Here is an 18,635-nt window from a genome sequence, read left to right as displayed (position 1 = left end):
GGCGCTCAAATAACAAAGATAGGGGTGGGCCGCTTGATCGCAGCGATCAAGGGGCGCAATGGTTGGCGAGCTGGCCCGGTTGCCAGCGCTGGTCGATATAGACCTCAAAGGGCTGGTAATCGGCCTTGTATTGCATCTTGGGGCTGGCGGCAATCCAGTAGCCCAGGTAGAGGTAGGGCAGGCCCATCGCGCGGCACTGTTCAATCTGCCAGAGCACGTTGTAGGTGCCGTAGCTGGTGTGGGCCTCGGGCTCGTAAAAGGTGTAGACGGCGGATAGGCCGTCATTGAGGATGTCGATGATCGAGACCATCTTCAAGGCGCCGGGCTGCTGGTTCTGCGTGGGTTCGCGGAACTCCACCAGGCGGCTGTTGACCCGGCTTTGCAGCATGAACTGCGAATACTGCTCGACGCTGTCCTCATCCATGCCGCCGCCGGTATGGCGGGCCGATTGGTAGCGCAGGTAGAGCTCATAGTGCTCGCGCAGAAAACCCAGCGGCAGCACGCGCACATCCAGCGCTTCGTGCTGCTTGCGCGCGCGGCGCTGGTGGCGCTTGGGTTTGAAGTCCTGCACATGCACGCGCAAGGGCACGCAGGCCTGGCAGCCGTCGCAATAAGGGCGGTAGGTGAACAGGCCGCTGCGGCGAAAACCCTGCTGGATCAACTCGGAATAGACATCGTTCTGGATGGCGTGGCTGGGCGTGGCTACCTGAGACCGCGCCATGCGCGCTTCGAGATAGCTGCATGGGTAGGGCGCTGTCGCATAAAACTGCAAGCTGTGCAGTGGTAGTTCGTTCAGCCTACTCATCCGGATGCGGAGATGTCATTTCAGATAGTGGGATTATGTCAGTCCAATCGCGAGATGCAAACTCCCAGCGCATCGGGGGCAGCGCTATTTGCCGCTGCACATTGGCCAAAAAGCGGCTGCGCGGCATCTCGGCGGCGCCCATGAAGGCCAGATGCCCGGTGTTTTGCTGGCAATCGATCATCGGTGCCTGGTCGCGCCGGCAGATCTGCACCAGCGCGGCCAATGCAATCTTGGAGCCATTGGGCACGGTGGTGAACATCGATTCACCAAACACCGCGCGGCCAATGGCGACGCAGTACAGCCCGGCCACCAGCTCGCCGCCTTGCCACAGTTCGACGCTGTGGGCAAAGCCATCCCGGTGCAGCTGGGTGTAGGCGGCCTGGATGTCGTCAACGATCCAGGTTCCGTCCTGGCCCGGGCGGTCCTGCTGGCTGCAGGCGGCAATCACCGCGGCAAAGTCGCTGTCGATGCGCAGTTCGCTGTGCGGGTCCTGCTCGAACTTGCGGATCGCCTGCTTGAGCGAGCGGTGCAGCCGGAAATCAGCCGTTTGCAGCACCATGCGCGGATCGGTGGACCACCACAGGATCGGCGAGCCCTCGCTGTACCAGGGGAAGATGCCCTGGCGGTAGGCCTGTTGCAGATGGGCGCTGTCGAGCACGCCGCCGGCGGCCAGCAGGCCGGGGTGGGGGGTATTGTGTCCCCAGGCCATGTCGACCGGTGGAAAGTCGTCATCGGCTTGCAGCCAGGCAAGTGGGGGCGTGTGGTGGTTGGCGCTCATGGTGTCTGTTGCCATGGTAGCGGCCAAATGGCGGGCTGCTGGCCCCCAAGGCCACGCGGGGGTGACAAATACTGCAGTTCTGCCGCCACTGCAGGCTTTAAGCGGCAAAAACAAAAAAGCCTGCACGTGTGCAGGCTTTTTGAATGGCTCCTCAACCTGGGCTCGAACCAGGGACCTACGGATTAACAGTCCGGCGCTCTACCAACTGAGCTATTGAGGAATAAACGGTGAACAGGCTTTGTGCGATTGCAAAGCCAAAAATGCTTTGGCTCCTCAACCTGGGCTCGAACCAGGGACCTACGGATTAACAGTCCGGCGCTCTACCAACTGAGCTATTGAGGAACAAATTTTTGGTCAATGCCCTGAACGATTGCAGGGCAGATAAGTGATGGCTCCTCAACCTGGGCTCGAACCAGGGACCTACGGATTAACAGTCCGGCGCTCTACCAACTGAGCTATTGAGGAATATCGGTAAACAGGCTTTGTTCGATTGCAAAGCCAAAAAATTCTTTGGCTCCTCAACCTGGGCTCGAACCAGGGACCTACGGATTAACAGTCCGGCGCTCTACCAACTGAGCTATTGAGGAACAAGACTGCGATTATAGAACGAATTTTTGGCCTGAAAAACAGACCAGGTCATTTTTTGCCGACAGGGGCTGCCTGGGACTGCCAGGAGGGCGCTGCGCTCACTGGGGCGTAGGCGGCTCGGGCCGGCACCACAGCCAAGCCAGCACGCAGGCCATGCAGCCAATCGACAACAGCTTGGCCCAGCCCGGCGCTGGCACCAGCAGCATGATGACGGCGCATACTGCCATCGTGATGCTGGCGCTCCACTTGGCCTTGCGGCTGACAAAACCGCCCGCCGCCCAGTTGCGCAGCATGCCGCCAAACAGGCGGTGGCGCCACAGCCAGGCATGCAGGCGAGGCGAGCTGCGTGCCGCGCAGGCCCCGGCCATCAGCACAAACACCGTGGTGGGCAGGCCCGGCACAAAAATACCGATGATGCCCATCGCCAGGCAGGCCACGGCCGCCAACAGCAGCAGCCAGCGCAAAACCGGGCTGCGGATGGGGCAGTAGGCCGGCGTCTGCACGTCTTGCAGCGCGGGGGAAGAGGCTCCGGGCTCGTTCATGGTCTCGCATTGTGCATCGCGCCGCATAACAGTGTCTTGATGCTGGGCAAGCTGTGCCTCTTGCAGTGCTGCCGTTTTGGGTGGCAAAAGGCGGCAGATGGGCTTGCCCGCTGCGCTACCATGCCGGCATGGCGATCTATCCAATCTTGAAAATGGGCGATGCCCGTTTGCTGCGCACGGCGCAGCCCGTGACCGAATTCGACACCGATGCGCTGCACCAGCTGGTGCAGGACCTGCTCGACACCATGCGCGACGCCCATGGCGCGGGCCTGGCAGCGCCGCAGATCGGGGTGGACTTGCAGGTGGTGTTCTTCGGCTCGCCCGATCGCAACCCGCGTTACCCGGACCGCCCGCTGGTGCCGCCCACGGTGCTGATCAACCCGGTGATCACGCCCCTGTCGGACGAGGAAGAGGATGACTGGGAAGGTTGTTTGTCGGTGCCGGGCCTGCGTGGCATGGTGCCGCGCTGGCACAAGATCCGCTACACCGGCTTTGACCAGTATGGCGACCCGATTGACCGCGTGGCCGAAGGCTTCCATGCCCGGGTGGTGCAGCATGAATGCGACCACCTCTGGGGCAAGCTCTACCCGATGCGGGTGCGCGATTTCAGCCAGTTCGGCTTTACCGAGGTGCTGTTCCCCGGCATCAGCGCGGCGGAGGACGACTGAGTCGCCCCCTGGTGAACATCAACCGGCCGCGCCGCTGCCGGTGGCGGCCAGTGCCCAGAGCAGTTCGGTCTCGATCGCGATCTGGCTCACATTGTTCTGCAGCTCCGGGCCCTGCAGCAAAAAGCTGTCTTCCACCCGCTCGCCCAAGGTGCTGATCTTGGCCAGCTCCACACTCAGCTGGTGGCGGGCCAGGATGCGCGCCACGGTGTAGAGCAGGCCTGCGCGGTCGGCCGCCGAGATCGACAGCAGCCAGCGCTGGCCCTTGTCATCAGGGCGCAGCAGCACGCGTGGCGCCACCGGAAAGCTCTTGACCCGGCGCGATACACGGCGCTGCGCCGGCTCGGGCAGCGGCTGGGCGTCCACCAGCACGCGCGTCAGCTGGCTCTCCACCAGGTTGATCAGCTCGCGGTAGCTTTGCGGTGCATCGGTGGCCACCACCTGGAAAGTGTCCAGCGCACAGCGGTTGAGGGCGGTGTGCACCCGGGCGTCCAGAATCGAGAAACCCGCCTGGTCGAAATAGCTGCAGATGCGGGCAAACAGATCGGGCTGGTCCGGCGCATACACCATCACCTGCAGGCCTTCGCCGGCCAGCGACTGGCGCGCGCGCACCAGGGTGGCCTTGCTGCCCACGGCGCGCGACAGGTGGCGCGTGTGCCAGGCAATATCGGCGGCCTCATGGCGCAGAAAATAGTCCAGGCCCAAGGTGTCCCACAGCGCCTTTTGTGACTCGTGCGGCTGGGCCGACAGCGCTAGCAGCACCAGGGCCTCGCGCTTGCGGATTTCCACCTGTGCGGCCACATCGGGTGCCCGTCCGCCCAGCACGCGCAGAGTGGCGCGGTACAGGTCTTCCAGCAGCTTGCCTTTCCAGGCATTCCAGACCTTGGGGCTGGTGCCCCGGATGTCGGCCACGGTCAGCAGGTAGAGCGCGGTGAGCCGGCGCTCATTGCCCATGCGCTCGGCAAAGGCGGTGATCACCTCGGGATCGGACGTGTCCTGCTTTTGCGCCACCTGGCTCATCGTCAGGTGCTCGCGCACCAGAAACTCGACCAGCTGCCGGTCTTCCTTGGCAATCTGGTGGTCGCGGCAAAAACGCTTGACCTCCAGCGCACCGATCTCCGAATGGTCGCCGCCCCGGCCCTTGCCGATGTCGTGGAAGAGGGCGGCCAGGTACAGAATCCAGGGCTTGTCCCAGCCGGCGGCCAGCTGGGAGCAGAACGGGTACTCATGCGCATGCTCGGCCATGAAGAAGCGCCGCACATTGCGCAGCACCATCAGGATGTGCTGGTCCACCGTGTAGACATGGAACAGGTCATGCTGCATCTGGCCCACGATGCGGCGGAACGGCCAGAGGTAGCGGCCCAGCACCGAGGTCTGGTTCAGCAGCCGCATCGCATGGGTGATGCCATGGGGCTGCTGCAGGATCTGCATGAAGGTGGCGCGGTTGACCGGATCGCGCCGGAACTGCGCATCCATCAGCTGGCGCGCATGGTAGAGCGCGCGGAAGGTGCGGGCTGACAGGTCCTTCAGGCCCGGCTCGGTCTCATAGAGCAAGAAGGTGCGCAAGATCGCGTGCGGGTTGCGCTGGTAGACCTCGTCGTCGGCCACCTCGATAAGTCCGGCCTTGTCGTAGAACTCGTCATCGATGCGGCGCAGGGTGTGGTTGCCCGGGTGCAGACGCTCGTCCATGTTCAGCATCAGGATCTGCGTGAGCTGGGCCACGGCCTTGGCGGCCCAGTAGTAGCGCTTCATCAGCTCCTCGCTGGCGCGCTTGGGAAAGCGCTGGCCGGCCGGCGTGATGGTCTTGAAGCCAAAGGACTCGGCCACCGGCGTTTGCAGGTCGAAGACCAGCCGGTCCTCGCGGCGGCGCGCCACAATGTGCAGCCGCGCGCGGATGAGGCAAATCAGGTCCTCATTGCGCTGCAGGTTGCGCACCTCGTAGACGGTGGCCAGCCCCTTGTCGGCCAGCTCCTTCCAGCGGCTGCCCAGGCCGGTGGCACGGCCCAGCCACAGGATCAGCTGCAGATCGCGCAGGCCGCCGGGCGATTCCTTGCAGTTGGGCTCCAGCGCATAGACGGTGTTCTCGTACTTGTTGTGGCGCTGCTGCATCTCCAGCACCTTGGCCACGACAAAGGCATCGGGCTTGATCGATTGGGCCAGTGCCGCCTGGAACAGGTGGTAGAGGCGTGGCGAGCCGATGATGCGGCGCGATTCCAGCAGCGCCGTCTGCACCGTCACATCCGCCTGGGCCTCGCTGATGCACTGGCTGATGGTGCGCACGCTAGAGCCAATCTCCAGCCCCGCATCCCAGCAGGAACCGATGAACTGTTCGATCGCGCTGCGCAATTCGCTGTCCTGCTCCGGGTCGGTGCCTTCGGGCAGCAGCAGCAGCACATCGATATCGGAATAGGGGAAGAGCTTGCCCCGGCCAAAACCGCCCACGCCCACCAGGTTCAGCCGGCCGGGCAGGCCGGCCAGGTGCCAGAGGTCGCGCAGCAGCACATCGGCCAGCTGCGAGAGCTTGCGCAGCTGCGTCTGTATGCCCCGGGTACTGCTGCCCCCGGCCATGATGTCGTCAAACAGGGCGCTGCGTTGCGCCTGGTACTGCTCGCGCAGCTGCGGAATGCGAGGATCGTTCATGGTGCCTAACTGTGCTGTCGCTGGCAGTGTGCCATAGCAATAAACAGCGCATGCGAATAAGCACATTCCATGCCACGGCGCACCAAATCAGGGCGTTCCGGCGGCAGGGCCGCCATAACAAAAGGCGGCACGCTTGTCGCGGTGCCGCCTTCAGGGCGCATTGCAGGGCTGCGCTATCGCGCTGCCATCAGCACTTGATGGTGGTCACAAAGCTCGGCGGCGTGGGCGAGCCTTCCGACCAGGTCAGCACTTCGTAGCCGGTGTCGGTCACCAGCACTTCGACTTCCCATTGGGCCGACAGGCTGTGGTCCTTGGTGATGACGGTCCAGCCATCATTGCCCAGGTCCTTGATGTCCTTCTTGCCCAGGTTGAGCATGGGCTCGATCGTGAAGATCATGCCGGTCTTGAGCTCGACGCCGGTGCCCGGGCGGCCATAGTGCAGCACCTGGGGCTCATCGTGAAACACCTTGCCGATGCCGTGGCCGCAGTACTCGCGCACGACCGACAGGCCCTGGCCTTCGGCAAACTTCTGGATCGCATGGCCGATATCGCCCAGGTGGGCGCCATTCTTGACCTGCACGATGCCATGCCACATGGCTTCAAAGGTCAGCTGGCACAGGCGCTTGCCGGCAATCGTGCCTTCGCCGATCACGAACATGCGGCTGTTGTCGCCAAAATAGCCTTCGGGCGTGATGATGGTCACGTCCACATTGACGACGTCGCCCTTCTTGAGCGGCTTGTCATTGGGGATGCCGTGGCAGACCACATGGTTCACCGAGGTACAGACATAGGCCGGGTAGGGCGTCATGCCCGGTGGCTGGTAGCCCAGGCAGGCCGACTTGGTGCCCTGCTTTTCCATGGCCTCGGCGCACAGCAGATCGATCTGCTTGGTCGTGATGCCTGGTTGAATGTGGGGGGTGATGTAGTCCAGGACCTCCGAGGCCAGGCGGCCTGCGATGCGCATCTGCGCAATATCTTCTTCCGTATTGATTTTGATGGTCATAGCCCATGATTATCCCACCGCTGCCATTGGCCTGTTGTCCATGCGGCCACGTGACCTAGCGCAGCACAGTAGAATCCCGGGTTATCCCGCCCTTGTCATTGTGCTGCCACGGTCCGCCCGTAGCAGTGGGCAAGGCGCATGCGTGCTTTCTTCCCATCCTCCTAGTCCACATAGGCTGCCACGTGACACTGCACCTGACTCAGCTACCAGGCGGTAACGCCCTCAGCTCCTTCCGCGCCCAACAACTGCAGACCGCATTGACGGCGATCCATCCAAAGATAACGGGCATTGCTGCCCGTTTTGTGCATCTGGTAGCCACGGAGCAGCCTCTGGCGGGTGCTGAGGCCGAGCGCGTAGCGGCCCTGCTGACCTATGGCGACCCCTATGAAGGCGGCAGCGACGGCCAGGCCTTCATCGTCACCCCCCGCATGGGCACCATCTCGCCCTGGGCCTCCAAGGCCACCGACATTGCCCGCAACTGCGGCCTGGCGGTGTTCCGCATCGAGCGCCTGACCGAGTACCGCATCGAGCTCAAGGCCGGCCTGCTGGGCGGCAAGCCCGAGCTGAGCGCCGAGCAGACCGCGCAGATCGCCGCGCTGCTGCATGACCGCATGACCGAGTCGGTGTTCGGCACCCGCGCCGAAGCCGAGCAGCTGTTCTCCGCACTGCAAGCCCAGCCGATGGAGTTTGTCGATGTGCTGGGCGGTGGCCGCAGCGCGCTGGAAAAAGCCAACAAGCAATGGGGTCTGGCGTTGGCTGAGGACGAGATCGAGTACCTGGAAAACGCCTTCAAGGGCCTGGCACGCAACCCCAGCGATGTCGAGCTGATGATGTTCGCCCAGGCGAACTCCGAGCACTGCCGCCACAAGATCTTCAATGCCAACTTCACCATTGACGGCGTGGCGCAGGACAAGAGCCTGTTCGGCATGATCCGCCACACCGAGGCGGTCTCGCCCCAGCACACCGTGGTGGCGTATTCGGACAATGCCTCCATCATGGAAGGCCACCAGGTCGAGCGCTATGTGGCGCCGTTCAACACCCAGGCCGATGCGGTGACGGCGCCCAGCTACCAGAAGCAGGCAGCCACCAGCCATGTGCTGATGAAGGTCGAGACCCACAACCACCCCACGGCCATCTCGCCTTTCCCCGGTGCCTCCACCGGCGCGGGCGGTGAGATCCGTGACGAAGGCGCGACCGGCCGGGGCTCCAAGCCCAAGGCGGGCCTGACCGGCTTCACCGTCTCCAAGCTCTGGGGCAGCGAGGTCGGCAAGCCCGAGCACATCGCCAGCCCGCTGCAGATCATGATCGAAGGCCCGCTGGGCGGCGCCGCGTTCAACAACGAATTCGGCCGTCCCAACCTGACCGGCTACTTCCGCGAGTACGAGCAGCAAGTCGGTGACATCACCCGTGGCTACCACAAGCCCATCATGATCGCCGGTGGTCTGGGCGTGATCGATGCCGAGCAGACCCAGAAGATCCTGTTCCCCGCCGGCACCTTGCTGATCCAGCTGGGCGGCCCGGGCATGCGCATCGGCATGGGCGGCGGCGCAGCCAGCTCCATGGCCAGCGGCACCAATGCGGCCGAGCTAGACTTTGACTCGGTGCAGCGCGGCAACCCCGAGATCGAGCGCCGTGCGCAAGAGGTCATCAACCACTGCTGGCAGCAGGGCGCGGCCAACCCCATCCTGGCGATCCACGACGTGGGCGCCGGTGGCCTGTCCAACGCCTTCCCCGAGCTGACCAATGACGCCGGCCGTGGCGCCCGCTTTGACCTGCGCAAGGTCAACCTCGAAGAATCGGGCCTGGCGCCCAAGGAAATCTGGTCCAACGAAAGCCAGGAACGCTATGTGATGGCGATTGCGCCCGAGTCGCTGGCGCAGTTCACGGCCTTCTGCGAGCGCGAGCGCTGCCCGTTTGCCGTCATCGGCACGGCGACCGAAGAGCGCCAGCTGGTGCTGCAAGACCCGGCTGCGACCGCAGACGACCAGAAATTCCCGGTCGATATGCCGATGGACGTGCTGCTGGGCAAGCCGCCCAAGATGCACAAGGATGTGCAGACCGTGGCGCGCAGCCTGCCCGCCATTGACCTGACCGGCGTGCCGTTGGAAAAGGCCGTGATCGATGTGCTGGCCCACCCCACGGTGGCCTCCAAGCGCTTCCTGGTCACCATTGGCGACCGCGCGGTGGGCGGCCTGACCCACCGCGACCAGATGGTCGGCCCCTGGCAGGTGCCGGTGGCCGACGTCGCCGTGACCCTGGCCGATTTCCAGGGCTTCAAGGGCGAGGCCATGGCCATGGGCGAACGCACCCCGCTGGCCGCCATCAATGCACCCGCATCGGGCCGCATGGCGGTTGCCGAAGCCATCACCAATATGCTGGCCGCGCCGATTGCGCTGTCCAAGGTGAAGATGTCGGCCAACTGGATGGCCGCTTGCGGCGAACCCGGTGAAGACGCGGATCTGTACGCCACCGTCAAGGCTGTGGGCATGGAGCTGTGCCCGCAGCTGAACATCTCCATCCCCGTGGGCAAGGACAGCTTGTCGATGCGCACGCAGTGGAGCGAAGGCGGCGAAACCAAGAAGGTCACCTCGCCCGTCAGCCTGATCATCACCGGCTTTGCCTCCATCGATGATGTGCGCAGCACGCTCACGCCCCAGCTGGATGCCAACGAAGCCGACACCACCCTGGTGCTGGTTGATCTCTCGCGCGGCAAGATGCGCATGGGCGGCTCCATCCTGGGCCAGGTGCTGGGCCAAAGCGGCAACGAGACACCCGACCTGGACGAAGCCAAGGACCTGATCGCACTGGTCGACGCTGTCAACGCGCTGCGCGCCCAGGGCAAGATCCTCGCCTACCACGACAAGGGCGACGGCGGCCTGCTGGCCACCGTGGCGGAAATGGCCTTTGCCGGCCATGTCGGCGTGGCACTGAATGTGGACATGCTGATCACCGAAGGCGATGGCATCTCCGACAGCCGCATGGACAGTGGCGAAGGCAAGAACTGGGGCGCCCAGGTATCGGGCCGCCGCGAAGACCTGACCCTGCGCGCGCTGTTCAACGAAGAGCTGGGCGTGGTGCTGCAGGTCAAGACCAGCGACAGCGCCGAGGTGCTGCAGACCCTGCGCGAGCATGGCCTGTCCACCTGCAGCCACATCGTGGGCAAGACCCGTCCGGCCTCGTCCAGCATGGACATGGGCAAGGGCGAGCTGCAAGTCTGGCGCGATGCCAAGAAGGTGTTTGGCGCCAGCCTGAGCGATCTGCACCAGGTCTGGGATGCCGTGAGCTGGAAGATTGCCCAGCAGCGCGACAACCCTGCCTGCGCCGACAGCGAGCACGCCTCGGTCGGTGTGCCGACTGACCCCGGCATGCATGTGCACCTGACTTTCGACCCGCAAGAAGCGCTGTCTGCGCCCTTCGTCAACGTGGCGGCCAAGCCCCGCGTAGCGGTGCTGCGCGAGCAGGGCGTGAACTCCCACGTCGAAATGGCCTACGCCTTTGGCGAAGCCGGCTTTGAAGCGGTGGACGTACACATGACCGACCTGCAGACGGGCCGTGCCCAGCTGCGTGACTTTGCCGGTATCGTCGCCTGCGGCGGCTTCAGCTACGGTGACACCCTGGGCGCCGGTATTGGCTGGGCCCGCTCCATCACCTTCAATGAGCCGCTGTCCGAGCAGTTCCAGGCCTTCTTCAGCCGCAAGGACACCTTCGGCCTGGGCGTCTGCAATGGCTGCCAGATGTTTGCCGAGCTGGCCGACATCATCCCCGGTGCGCAAGACTGGCCGCGCTTCACGCAAAACCAGAGCAACCGCTTCGAGGCGCGTCTGTCCATGGTCGAAGTGCTGGAGTCGCCCAGCCTGTTCCTGCAAGGCATGGCCGGCTCGCGCCTGCCGATCGCCGTCGCGCACGGTGAGGGTTATGCCAACTTCCGCTTCCGTGGCAACGTCGATGCGGTGATCGCTGCGATGCGCTATGTGGACAACCACGGCCAGGCGACCGAGCAGTACCCGTTCAACCCGAACGGTTCGGCTGGCGGCCTGACGGCGGTCACCACGGCCGATGGCCGCTTCACCGCGATGATGCCGCACCCCGAGCGCGTGTTCCGCAACGTGCAGATGAGCTGGACCGACGGCGACCGCTCGGCCCATAGCCCCTGGATGCGCGTCTGGCGCAATGCCCGCCACTGGCTGGGTTGATCTGCGCAACGCCCCATGACGAAGGCCCTGCACTGCAGGGCCTTTTTTCATGGGGGCTGTCAAGCGCTCAGAGCTTCATCACCACCGGGCCGCCCTTGGCAATCGCCCGCTGGTAGGCGTCGCGCGCCTGCATGCGTTGGCGGTAGGCATGCAGATGCGGCCAGTCGGCAGGGTTGGCGCAGCGCGTCAGTGCGGCCTCAACCGCAAAGCCCATCTGAAAATCGGCCATCGTCAGGTGCTCGCCGGCAAACCAGGGCTGCTGGGCCAGGTGCTGGTTCATATAGGCCATCGCCGCCTCCATATGGGGGGCGATCAGCTGTTTGTGCACCTGCTGGCGCAGGCCGCGCAGCACCGGGCCCACGATGGGGCGCAGCAGCAGCGGCAAGGGCTTGGCCGCGATGCTGTCAAACACCAGCTGCAGCAGCAGCCAGTTCATCAGCGAGCCCTCGGCAAAGTGCATCCAGTAGCGGCACTGCAGGTGCTCGGGGCTGCCGCGCTTGGGGTCCAGGTGGGCCATGTCGGGCGGTGCCCAGGCGCCATAGCGCTCGGCCAGGTATTCGATGATGGCGCCGGATTCGGCAATCACCAGGCCCCGGTCGCAGAGGATGGGCGACAGGCCCAGCGGGTGAATGCGCTTGAGCGCCGGCGGCGCCAGCCGGGTCTTGGCATCGCGCGGGTAGGTCTCCAGTGCATAGGGCAGGTTCAGCTCTTCCAGCAGCCAGAGGACGCGCTGCGAACGTGAGGTTTCCAGGTGGTGAAGGGTCAGCATGCTTCAGTTTCCTTGCAGGCGGCGCACCCAGGCTACCAGACTGGATGCCGTCGATTTGTAGCCGGGGCGCCAGCTCAGCCGGGAGCGCCAAGGCACGCCCAGCAGAAAATGTCCCCGCGCCCAGCCCTTGAGCATGGCGCTGGCCGCCTGTTCGGGCTGCGGCCAGAGCGGCAGGCTGGCGGGATGGGGATCGGTAAAGAAAGCCTCGGTCAGGCCGGGTTTGACCACGGCCAGGCTTACGCCCACGCCCTGGGGCACCAGCTCCAGCTGCAAGGTCTCGGCCAGGTTGATCAGTGCCGCCTGGCTGGGCCCATAGGCCAGGTTGCCCGGCAGGCCACGCTGGCCGGCCACGCTGGCCACCAGGCTCAGATGGGGTTGGCGGCCGCCGCGTGCCGCTGCCAGCAGGTGGGGCGTGATGGCCGCGATCACATGCAGCGCACCGGTCAGGTTGACTTCGCGGTGTTGTAGCAAGCTGTTGAGGTCCAGGTCATCGGCGCGCATAGTCTGCCGCTCGCCCGCACAGTAGCAGACCAGGTCCAGCGGGCCGTCTTCCAGCAGCTGCTGCACGGCACTGACAACCGCGTCGCGGTCGGTGACGTCCAGCGGCAGCGGCAGGCAGCCGGGGTGCTGCTCGGCGAAGGCGTCCAGCGCCTCCTGCCGGCGCGCCGACACGATCACCTGGGCGCCTGCGGCATGTAACTGCTCGGCCAGCGCCATGCCGATGCCCGCGCTGGCGCCGACCAGCCAGACACGCATGCCGTACCAGCGCTCGATGGGGATGTTCAGCGGCATGGCTGCCTCCTGGCGCTGGCGCATGGGCTGGAGGGTTGCAGTACGGCGGTATGGGCGTTGACGGCTGTTTTCATTGGGTATTCCGGTTATCCGACCCTGTCTCGGCAAGGTCTATGCCCATCACTACGCGCCAGCAGAACGTTTGGATTCAGTGCCGCCGATTATTTTTTTGCATCGTTTCTGCATCCAATCGGCGGCTTGCTGCGTATAGCGGCCAGATGCAGCGAAGTGGGGAGCGTGAGCAGTCGCTGACCTGGGCGGACCAGGGCTGTTTTTCCGGGTGCTTGCTGCTTGGCAGCAATACAACGGATTGACCGGCCAGCCGACCTTCGCCCCACAATGCTTGCATGCGCACACCTACCACAGACACTGAACTGATGCTTTTGTTAGACCGCATAGCCGCCCGCGAGGACAAGGCGCTCCGGCTTTTGTACGACGAGACGGCGTCCCGGCTGTATGGCCTGGCGCTGCGCATTCTGGGCAACAAGGCCTGGGCCGAGGACGTGCTGCAGGACAGCTTTGTCGCCATCTGGCGCCATGCTGACAGCTACCGCGATTCGCTCAGCCCGCCGCTGGCCTGGATGGGCATGCTGGTGCGTAGCAGGGCGCTGGATTTTCTGCGCCGGCGCAAGGCGGAGCGGTTGGACCAGCATGCGGTGGTGGATGACATGGATGACTTGCCGCAGGGCGACGAGGCCCAAGGCCCCATGCAATCGGTGGAGGCCAGTGAGCAGGCAACGGTCTTGCAGCAGTGCATGGAGCGCCTGCAACAGGCCCAGCGCCAGGTGGTGAGCCTGGCCTATTTGCGAGATTTGAGCCACAGCGAACTGGCCAGCCATTTCCAGCTGCCGCTGGGCACCGTCAAAACCTGGATGCGCCGCAGTCTGGAGCAGCTGCGCAAGTGCATGGACCGCCACGTGTAGGCGCAAAGGAGTGCTCTGATGAACCTGGTACAACACCCCGAACTGCTGGACCGCCTGGCCGCCGCCTATGCGCTGGGCACCTTGCGCGCCGGCGCCCGCCGCCGTTTTGAGCAGATGGCCCGCGCCCATCCCCAGGTGCGCTCGGCCGCACTGCTGTGGCAGGGCCGCTGGTCGGCGCTGTCCGAGCTGCAGTCGCCCGTGCAACCCGATGCCGCCGTCTGGACCCGCATCCAGAACCTGGTCGATGCCGACCAGGCAGGCCTGGCGCTGGCGCAGCAGCGCGCCACTGCCCAGGCCCGCAGCCCCAAGGCCCTCAGCTGGTGGCGCTCGCTGGCGCTGACCGGTGCCGTGGCCACCGTCGCTGCCGTCGCCGTCGGCCTGTATGCGCAGCAAAGCCTGCAACGCAACACCGGCCAGCAGCTGGCCGCCTTGCAGACGGAGCTGCAAAAGACCCAGACCGCCTTGCAGGCCGCCCCGCAGCTGCAGTATGTGGCCGTGCTGGCCGATGGCAAGGCGCAGGCCTCCATGCTGGTGACCTTTGATGCCCGCCATGGCCAGCTGGAGCTGCAGCGGGTCGGTGGCTACCAGGAGGCGGCCGACCGGTCGCTCCAGCTTTGGGCCTTGCCCACCCATGGCGCGCCGCAGTCCTTGGGCGTCATGGGCGAGGGGCGCCTGGAGCAACTGCAGGCGCAGCTGGCCCAGGTGCAGGCCGTCCCAGCGCTGGCGATCAGCCTGGAGCCCAAGGGCGGCGTGCCCAGCGAGACGGGGCCGACCGGGCCGGTCTTGTTCAGCGGAGCGTTGATCAAGCGCGATCTATAAGCGGTTTTTGCCCGCCCCAACGCTCTGTAGCTGGCGCTACAGGGCGTTTTTTATGGCGTCATCTATCGCAGGAAAATGGTTGCGCTGGCAGCAGTAACCGCCTCCACGGGCGGGCGATTTAACACCCTGTTTTTAAAGAGAATTTATATAACAAATGAGATCTATTCTCATTCGTAATATACTAGCGCGCCTTGTCATTTTTAGCGCCCGCCCGTCCCCGTCATGTCCGCCCTCCCGTTGGAAGCCTTTCGCGATAGCTATCGCGAGCTGATCGCCTTTGTGGCACGCCGTACCGGCAGCCGCCAATCGGCGCAGGACATCGTGCATGACGCCTGGCTGCGCGTGGTGGAAGCGGGGCCGATGGCGCAGAGCCATCATCCGGCGCCACGCGCCTATCTGTACACGGTGGCCGAGCATCTGGTGATCGACCACCTGCGCCGGGCGGCGCGCACCTCCGAGCGCTTTGACAGTGCCCTGCATGACAGCAGCGCCGGTGTGCAGGCACTGGGCCAGGATGTCGCCGAGGCCAGCTTGCGGCGCGAGGCGCTGGTAGCGGTCGACGCCGCGATTGCCGCCTTGCCCGAGCGCTGCCGCAGCATGTTCCTGGCCGACCGGCTTGATGGCGAATCGCAGACGGCGATTGCCGCCGCCCATGGTGTCTCGGTCAAGACGGTGGAGCGCGAGATCATGCGCGCCATGGATGCGATCGAAGCGGCTTTGCATGAATGGCGTGGCGATGGCGTTGTGCAGGCGCTGCCGCGCAAGGGCCGGCGCCGCGCTCTGTCGGCCTTGCTCGGCGTGGCAGGGCTGGGTGCCAGCGGCAGCCTGGCCTGGCGCTTGTACCAGAGCCAGGTGGTGACGTGGCAGATCCAGCTGGGCACCGCTACCGGCCGCCAGCTCAACCAGGCGCTGCCCGATGGCAGCAGCATTGCGCTGGATGCGCAGACCCGCCTGGATGTGCGCTACTACGGCAGCCGCCGCTATGTGCAAATGCACCATGGTGCGGCCTTCTTCAAGGTGGCACGCAATGCCGATGCGCCTTTTATCGTCGATGCCGGCCCGGCCCGTATCACCGTGCTGGGCACCCGGTTTGAAGTCGCGCTCGATGACCAGGGTGGGCTGCGCGTGGCGGTGGAAGAGGGCCGGGTGCGCGTGCAGCAACGCGGCAGCGAGGGAGATCTGGCCGATGCGGGCGATGGCTGGGAGCTGACCGACAGCCAGACCCTGGACTGGCAGCAAGGCCAATCGCCTCGGCGCGATAGCAGCGCGGGCGAGGTGGCGGCCTGGCGCAATGGCTGGCTGGACTTCCGCCACGAACCGCTGGGCCTGGCCGTGCAGCGCCTGGCCCGTTACTGCCAGGTGCCCATGCAGGTGGCGCCCGATGCCGAACACCTGACGATTTTTGGCCGGGTGCGTATTGCCGACGCCCGCGCCTGGCTGCAGCTGCTGCCGCGCAGTGTGCCGGTGGTGGTGCGCGAAGAAGGCCAGGGCGCTGCGCGCCGCATCACGATTGCGCGGCGCAAGGCGCAGAGTTAAGCGATGGCGCGCATGCACTATGGGCCGCTGACCGGCCATTTAAAAATACTTGCGCTGTTGTTGAGGGAAAACTGCGTCTCGTTCGTATTACCTCTTGTGAACCACATGAGGAAAGTACCCAACGATATGTCGCACCCCTGCAAACGCCACCTGATCGCCCTGGCCATTGCCGCCCTGGCCGGCGCAGCCTCTGCTGCTGATTTTGATATTTCCGCCCAGCCGCTCGACAGCGCGCTGGCCCAGCTGGCCCGCCAGGCCGGCCTGCAACTGATGGCGCCACCAGCGCTGGTACAAGGCCGCCCCGGCGCTGCCGTCAAGGGCAGCATGAGCGCCCAGGACGCCGTGCGCCAGCTGCTGCGCAACACCAACCTGGTGGCCCGCATCGAAGGCACCACCCTGGTCATCGACAACGGCCAGACCGCTGGCGAAGTGGCGCTGAACCCGGTGGTGGTGACGGCCCCCGCGACGCGCGCCGGCGACCGCCCCGAGGCCTATGCCGGTGGCAAGCAGGCACGCGGCAGCCGCATTGGCATGCTGGGCGACCAGGATGTGATGGACACGCCGTTTTCCACCGTGGCCTACACCGCTGAAGCGGTGGCCGACCAGCAGGCACGCACCTTGGGCGAGGTGCTGGCCAACGACGCCTCGGTGCGCCTGACCACCGCCTCGCAGGGCTTCAGCGAAGACATCCAGGTGCGCGGCTTTGGCATCAGCGGTGGCGATGTGGGCCTCAACGGCCTCTATGGCCTGACCTCGGCCAGCCGGGTGCCAGCCGAGATTCTGGAGCGTGCCGAGCTGCTCAAGGGCCCAGGCGCGATGGTGGGCGGCATGCCGCCGGGCGGCAGCATTGGCGGCGCCATCAATGTGCAGACCAAGCGTGCAGGCGATGAGCCGCTGAACCGCGTGGGCCTGCAGTACCTGGGCCGTGCGCAATTCGGCACCAGTGTCGATATCTCGCGCCGCTTTGGCGAGAACAAGGAATGGGGCGTGCGCGTCAATGGCGCAGCGCGCGGTGGCGAGGCCAGCATCCGTGGTGGCGACCAGAAGCTGGGCGTGGGCGCAATCGCGGTCGACTACCGGGGCAGCAATCTGCGCTGGTCGCTCGATGCCTATGCGCAGCGCGAAGAGATGGAAGACTTCCGCCCGCAGATCGGCTTCAACCCGGCGCTGACGTCCTTGCCCAAGCCGCCCAATTCGCGCAGCAACTGGTTCCCCGATACCGATCTGTCGCTGGACGACAAGGTCATCGCCTCGCGCCTCGAATTTGATCTGAACGACCAGGTCACAGCCTTTGCCGGCATCGGCTACCGCAAGGGCAAGGCCCAGCAGATTTTCCCGACCACGACCACGTCGATGAATGCGGCAGGCGACTTCACCGTGCGCAGCAGCTTCTATGACTCCTACACCGAGACCAGCAGCGCCGATCTGGGCCTGCGTGCCAAGTTCGCCACTGCCGGTATCCAGCACTCGTTGGTGGTCAGCGCCTCCGACCTGCGCCAGGAATCCGGCAACGCCTATGTGGCCGGCCTGACCACCTCGCCATCGAACATCTACAACCCCGCGCCGCTGCCACCAGTCGAAGGCGCGCGCACCGAGCCCAACAAGGCCTCCAAGGCGCACAACTATGGCATCGCGGTGACGGACACCCTGGCACTGGCCGATGACCGCCTGCTGCTGACCCTGGGCCTGCGCCGCCAGACCGTGGACCTGCGCAACTTCAGCACCGCTACCGGCGCGCAGACCAGCAGCTACGCCAAGAGCGCGACCACGCCGCTGGTCGGTCTGGTGGTCAAGGCCAATGACCAGGTCTCCGTCTACGGCAACTACACGGCTGGCCTGTCGCGCGGTGCCACGGCACCCAACACGGCGGTCAATGCCGGTGAGGTGTTTCCACCATTCAAATCCAAGCAGTACGAAGCGGGGGTGAAGGTGGATTGGGGCAGCTTCATGACGACGGCCAGCCTGTTCCAGATCAGCCGCCCCAACAGCATGACCGACCCGACCACCAACATCTACAGCTTTGATGGTGAGCAGCGCAACCGGGGCCTGGAGCTGGCCGCCTATGGCGAGCTGCAGCGCGGTCTGCGTTTGATGGGTGGCCTCACCTTCAACCGCGCCAAGGTCACCAAGGCGGCACAGTACCAGGGCAACGATGCCTACGGCGTGCCCAAGATCAATGCCAACCTGGGCGCCGACTGGGATGTACCCGGCGTGCAGGGCCTGTCCGTCAACGGCCGCATGATCCACACCGGCTCGGCCTGGGCCAGCAATGCCAACACCCTCAAGCTCTCGGGCTGGACCCGCTTTGACGTGGGCGCGCGCTACCGCACCCTGGTCAGCGGCAAGGCCGTGGTGCTGCGTGCCAATGTCGAGAACCTGACGGGCAAGAACGTCTGGTTGATCAGTGGCAATAACTACCTGACCTTGAGCGCACCGCGTACCGTGGTGCTGTCGGCAACGGTTGATTTTTGAGAACCTAAGGGTGGTTTCCGCGCAGCTGCGTAGAGACCGCCCACCGGTTCTGGGGAGTGGGCTGCGGGAGCGCGCAAGGCGCCGGCAGCATGTTTATCAAAAAAGGAGAG

Annotated in this window: 13 protein-coding genes and 4 tRNA genes; 6 read left to right on the top strand and 11 right to left on the bottom strand. The window is 65.1% G+C overall.

The window, feature by feature from the left end:
- Positions 1–46: 46 nt before the first annotated feature.
- From EDF71_RS21170 to EDF71_RS21140, 7 genes are all read right to left on the bottom strand, one after another.
- A complete protein-coding gene (locus tag EDF71_RS21170; RefSeq protein ID WP_133858524.1) occupies positions 47–805 on the bottom strand; it encodes an arginyltransferase in 759 nt (252 codons plus the stop codon).
- Positions 798–1,583: a leucyl/phenylalanyl-tRNA--protein transferase gene (gene aat, locus EDF71_RS21165; protein WP_133858523.1), complete on the bottom strand. Its 786-nt coding sequence runs from the start codon at positions 1,581–1,583 to the stop codon at positions 798–800. The genes EDF71_RS21170 and aat overlap by 8 nt, the downstream gene beginning before the upstream one ends.
- A 144-nt stretch (positions 1,584–1,727) precedes the next feature.
- Positions 1,728–1,803, bottom strand: a tRNA-Asn gene (locus EDF71_RS21160).
- A 46-nt stretch (positions 1,804–1,849) separates the two neighbouring features.
- Positions 1,850–1,925, bottom strand: a tRNA-Asn gene (locus tag EDF71_RS21155).
- A 47-nt stretch (positions 1,926–1,972) separates the two neighbouring features.
- Positions 1,973–2,048 (bottom strand) — tRNA-Asn (locus tag EDF71_RS21150).
- A 46-nt stretch (positions 2,049–2,094) separates the two neighbouring features.
- Positions 2,095–2,170, bottom strand: a tRNA-Asn gene (locus EDF71_RS21145).
- 99 nt (positions 2,171–2,269) lie between these two features.
- Positions 2,270–2,713 (bottom strand): YbaN family protein, encoded by a 444-nt coding sequence (locus tag EDF71_RS21140; protein ID WP_133858522.1) that lies wholly within the window; start codon positions 2,711–2,713, stop codon positions 2,270–2,272.
- A gap of 128 nt (positions 2,714–2,841) precedes the next feature.
- On the opposite strand from EDF71_RS21140, the gene def reads away from it, so the two are divergent.
- Positions 2,842–3,381, top strand: a complete 540-nt coding sequence (gene def / locus EDF71_RS21135; RefSeq protein ID WP_133858521.1) for a peptide deformylase — start codon at positions 2,842–2,844, stop codon at positions 3,379–3,381.
- Positions 3,382–3,399: 18 nt separating this feature from the next.
- Here the strand turns inward: def and EDF71_RS21130 are convergent, their stop codons facing one another.
- The gene (locus tag EDF71_RS21130) at positions 3,400–6,018 is read right to left on the bottom strand and encodes a [protein-PII] uridylyltransferase (RefSeq protein WP_133858520.1); all 2,619 of its coding nucleotides are present in this window, start codon (positions 6,016–6,018) and stop codon (positions 3,400–3,402) included.
- Positions 6,019–6,205: 187 nt separating this feature from the next.
- Positions 6,206–7,021 (bottom strand): type I methionyl aminopeptidase, encoded by an 816-nt coding sequence (gene map / locus EDF71_RS21125; protein WP_133858519.1) that lies wholly within the window; start codon positions 7,019–7,021, stop codon positions 6,206–6,208.
- Between the two features lie 182 nt (positions 7,022–7,203).
- Here map and purL point away from each other — a divergent pair, with 182 nt between their 5' ends.
- Positions 7,204–11,214, top strand: a complete 4,011-nt coding sequence (gene purL / locus EDF71_RS21120; RefSeq protein WP_133858518.1) for a phosphoribosylformylglycinamidine synthase — start codon at positions 7,204–7,206, stop codon at positions 11,212–11,214.
- Between the two features lie 67 nt (positions 11,215–11,281).
- Here the strand turns inward: purL and EDF71_RS21115 are convergent, their stop codons facing one another.
- Positions 11,282–11,983 carry a glutathione S-transferase gene (locus EDF71_RS21115; RefSeq protein ID WP_133858517.1) on the bottom strand — a complete coding sequence of 234 codons (702 nt, stop codon included), beginning with the start codon at positions 11,981–11,983 and terminating at the stop codon, positions 11,282–11,284.
- Positions 11,984–11,986: 3 nt separating this feature from the next.
- Positions 11,987–12,799 carry an SDR family NAD(P)-dependent oxidoreductase gene (locus EDF71_RS21110; protein WP_243854387.1) on the bottom strand — a complete coding sequence of 271 codons (813 nt, stop codon included), beginning with the start codon at positions 12,797–12,799 and terminating at the stop codon, positions 11,987–11,989.
- A 323-nt stretch (positions 12,800–13,122) separates the two neighbouring features.
- Here EDF71_RS21110 and EDF71_RS21105 point away from each other — a divergent pair, with 323 nt between their 5' ends.
- From EDF71_RS21105 to EDF71_RS21090, 4 genes are all read left to right on the top strand, one after another.
- Positions 13,123–13,698 (top strand): sigma-70 family RNA polymerase sigma factor, encoded by a 576-nt coding sequence (locus EDF71_RS21105; protein ID WP_133858516.1) that lies wholly within the window; start codon positions 13,123–13,125, stop codon positions 13,696–13,698.
- 18 nt (positions 13,699–13,716) lie between these two features.
- Positions 13,717–14,517 carry an anti-sigma factor gene (locus tag EDF71_RS21100; protein ID WP_133858515.1) on the top strand — a complete coding sequence of 267 codons (801 nt, stop codon included), beginning with the start codon at positions 13,717–13,719 and terminating at the stop codon, positions 14,515–14,517.
- Between the two features lie 222 nt (positions 14,518–14,739).
- A complete protein-coding gene (locus EDF71_RS21095; RefSeq protein ID WP_133858514.1) occupies positions 14,740–16,053 on the top strand; it encodes a sigma-70 family RNA polymerase sigma factor in 1,314 nt (437 codons plus the stop codon).
- Positions 16,054–16,158: 105 nt separating this feature from the next.
- On the top strand, positions 16,159–18,525 hold the full coding sequence (locus EDF71_RS21090; protein WP_243854386.1) for a TonB-dependent receptor: 2,367 nt from the start codon (positions 16,159–16,161) through the stop codon (positions 18,523–18,525).
- The last annotated feature ends 110 nt before the right edge of the window (positions 18,526–18,635 follow it).

The organism is Comamonas sp. JUb58, assembly GCF_004364775.1.
Taxonomy (GTDB): Bacteria; Pseudomonadota; Gammaproteobacteria; order Burkholderiales; family Burkholderiaceae_C; genus Comamonas.
This window is presented reverse-complemented; position numbering and strand designations above follow the sequence as displayed.

Coding starts and splice junctions, on each gene's coding strand:
- EDF71_RS21170 (WP_133858524.1), bottom strand. CDS start 805: ATGAGTAGGCTGAACGAACTACCACTGCACAGCTTGCAGTTTTATGCG.
- aat (WP_133858523.1), bottom strand. CDS start 1,583: ATGAGCGCCAACCACCACACGCCCCCACTTGCCTGGCTGCAAGCCGAT.
- EDF71_RS21140 (WP_133858522.1), bottom strand. CDS start 2,713: ATGAACGAGCCCGGAGCCTCTTCCCCCGCGCTGCAAGACGTGCAGACG.
- def (WP_133858521.1), top strand. CDS start 2,842: ATGGCGATCTATCCAATCTTGAAAATGGGCGATGCCCGTTTGCTGCGC.
- EDF71_RS21130 (WP_133858520.1), bottom strand. CDS start 6,018: ATGAACGATCCTCGCATTCCGCAGCTGCGCGAGCAGTACCAGGCGCAA.
- map (WP_133858519.1), bottom strand. CDS start 7,021: ATGACCATCAAAATCAATACGGAAGAAGATATTGCGCAGATGCGCATC.
- EDF71_RS21115 (WP_133858517.1), bottom strand. CDS start 11,983: ATGCTGACCCTTCACCACCTGGAAACCTCACGTTCGCAGCGCGTCCTC.
- EDF71_RS21110 (WP_243854387.1), bottom strand. CDS start 12,799: ATGCGCCAGCGCCAGGAGGCAGCCATGCCGCTGAACATCCCCATCGAG.
- EDF71_RS21105 (WP_133858516.1), top strand. CDS start 13,123: ATGCGCACACCTACCACAGACACTGAACTGATGCTTTTGTTAGACCGC.
- EDF71_RS21100 (WP_133858515.1), top strand. CDS start 13,717: ATGAACCTGGTACAACACCCCGAACTGCTGGACCGCCTGGCCGCCGCC.
- EDF71_RS21095 (WP_133858514.1), top strand. CDS start 14,740: ATGTCCGCCCTCCCGTTGGAAGCCTTTCGCGATAGCTATCGCGAGCTG.
- EDF71_RS21090 (WP_243854386.1), top strand. CDS start 16,159: ATGAGGAAAGTACCCAACGATATGTCGCACCCCTGCAAACGCCACCTG.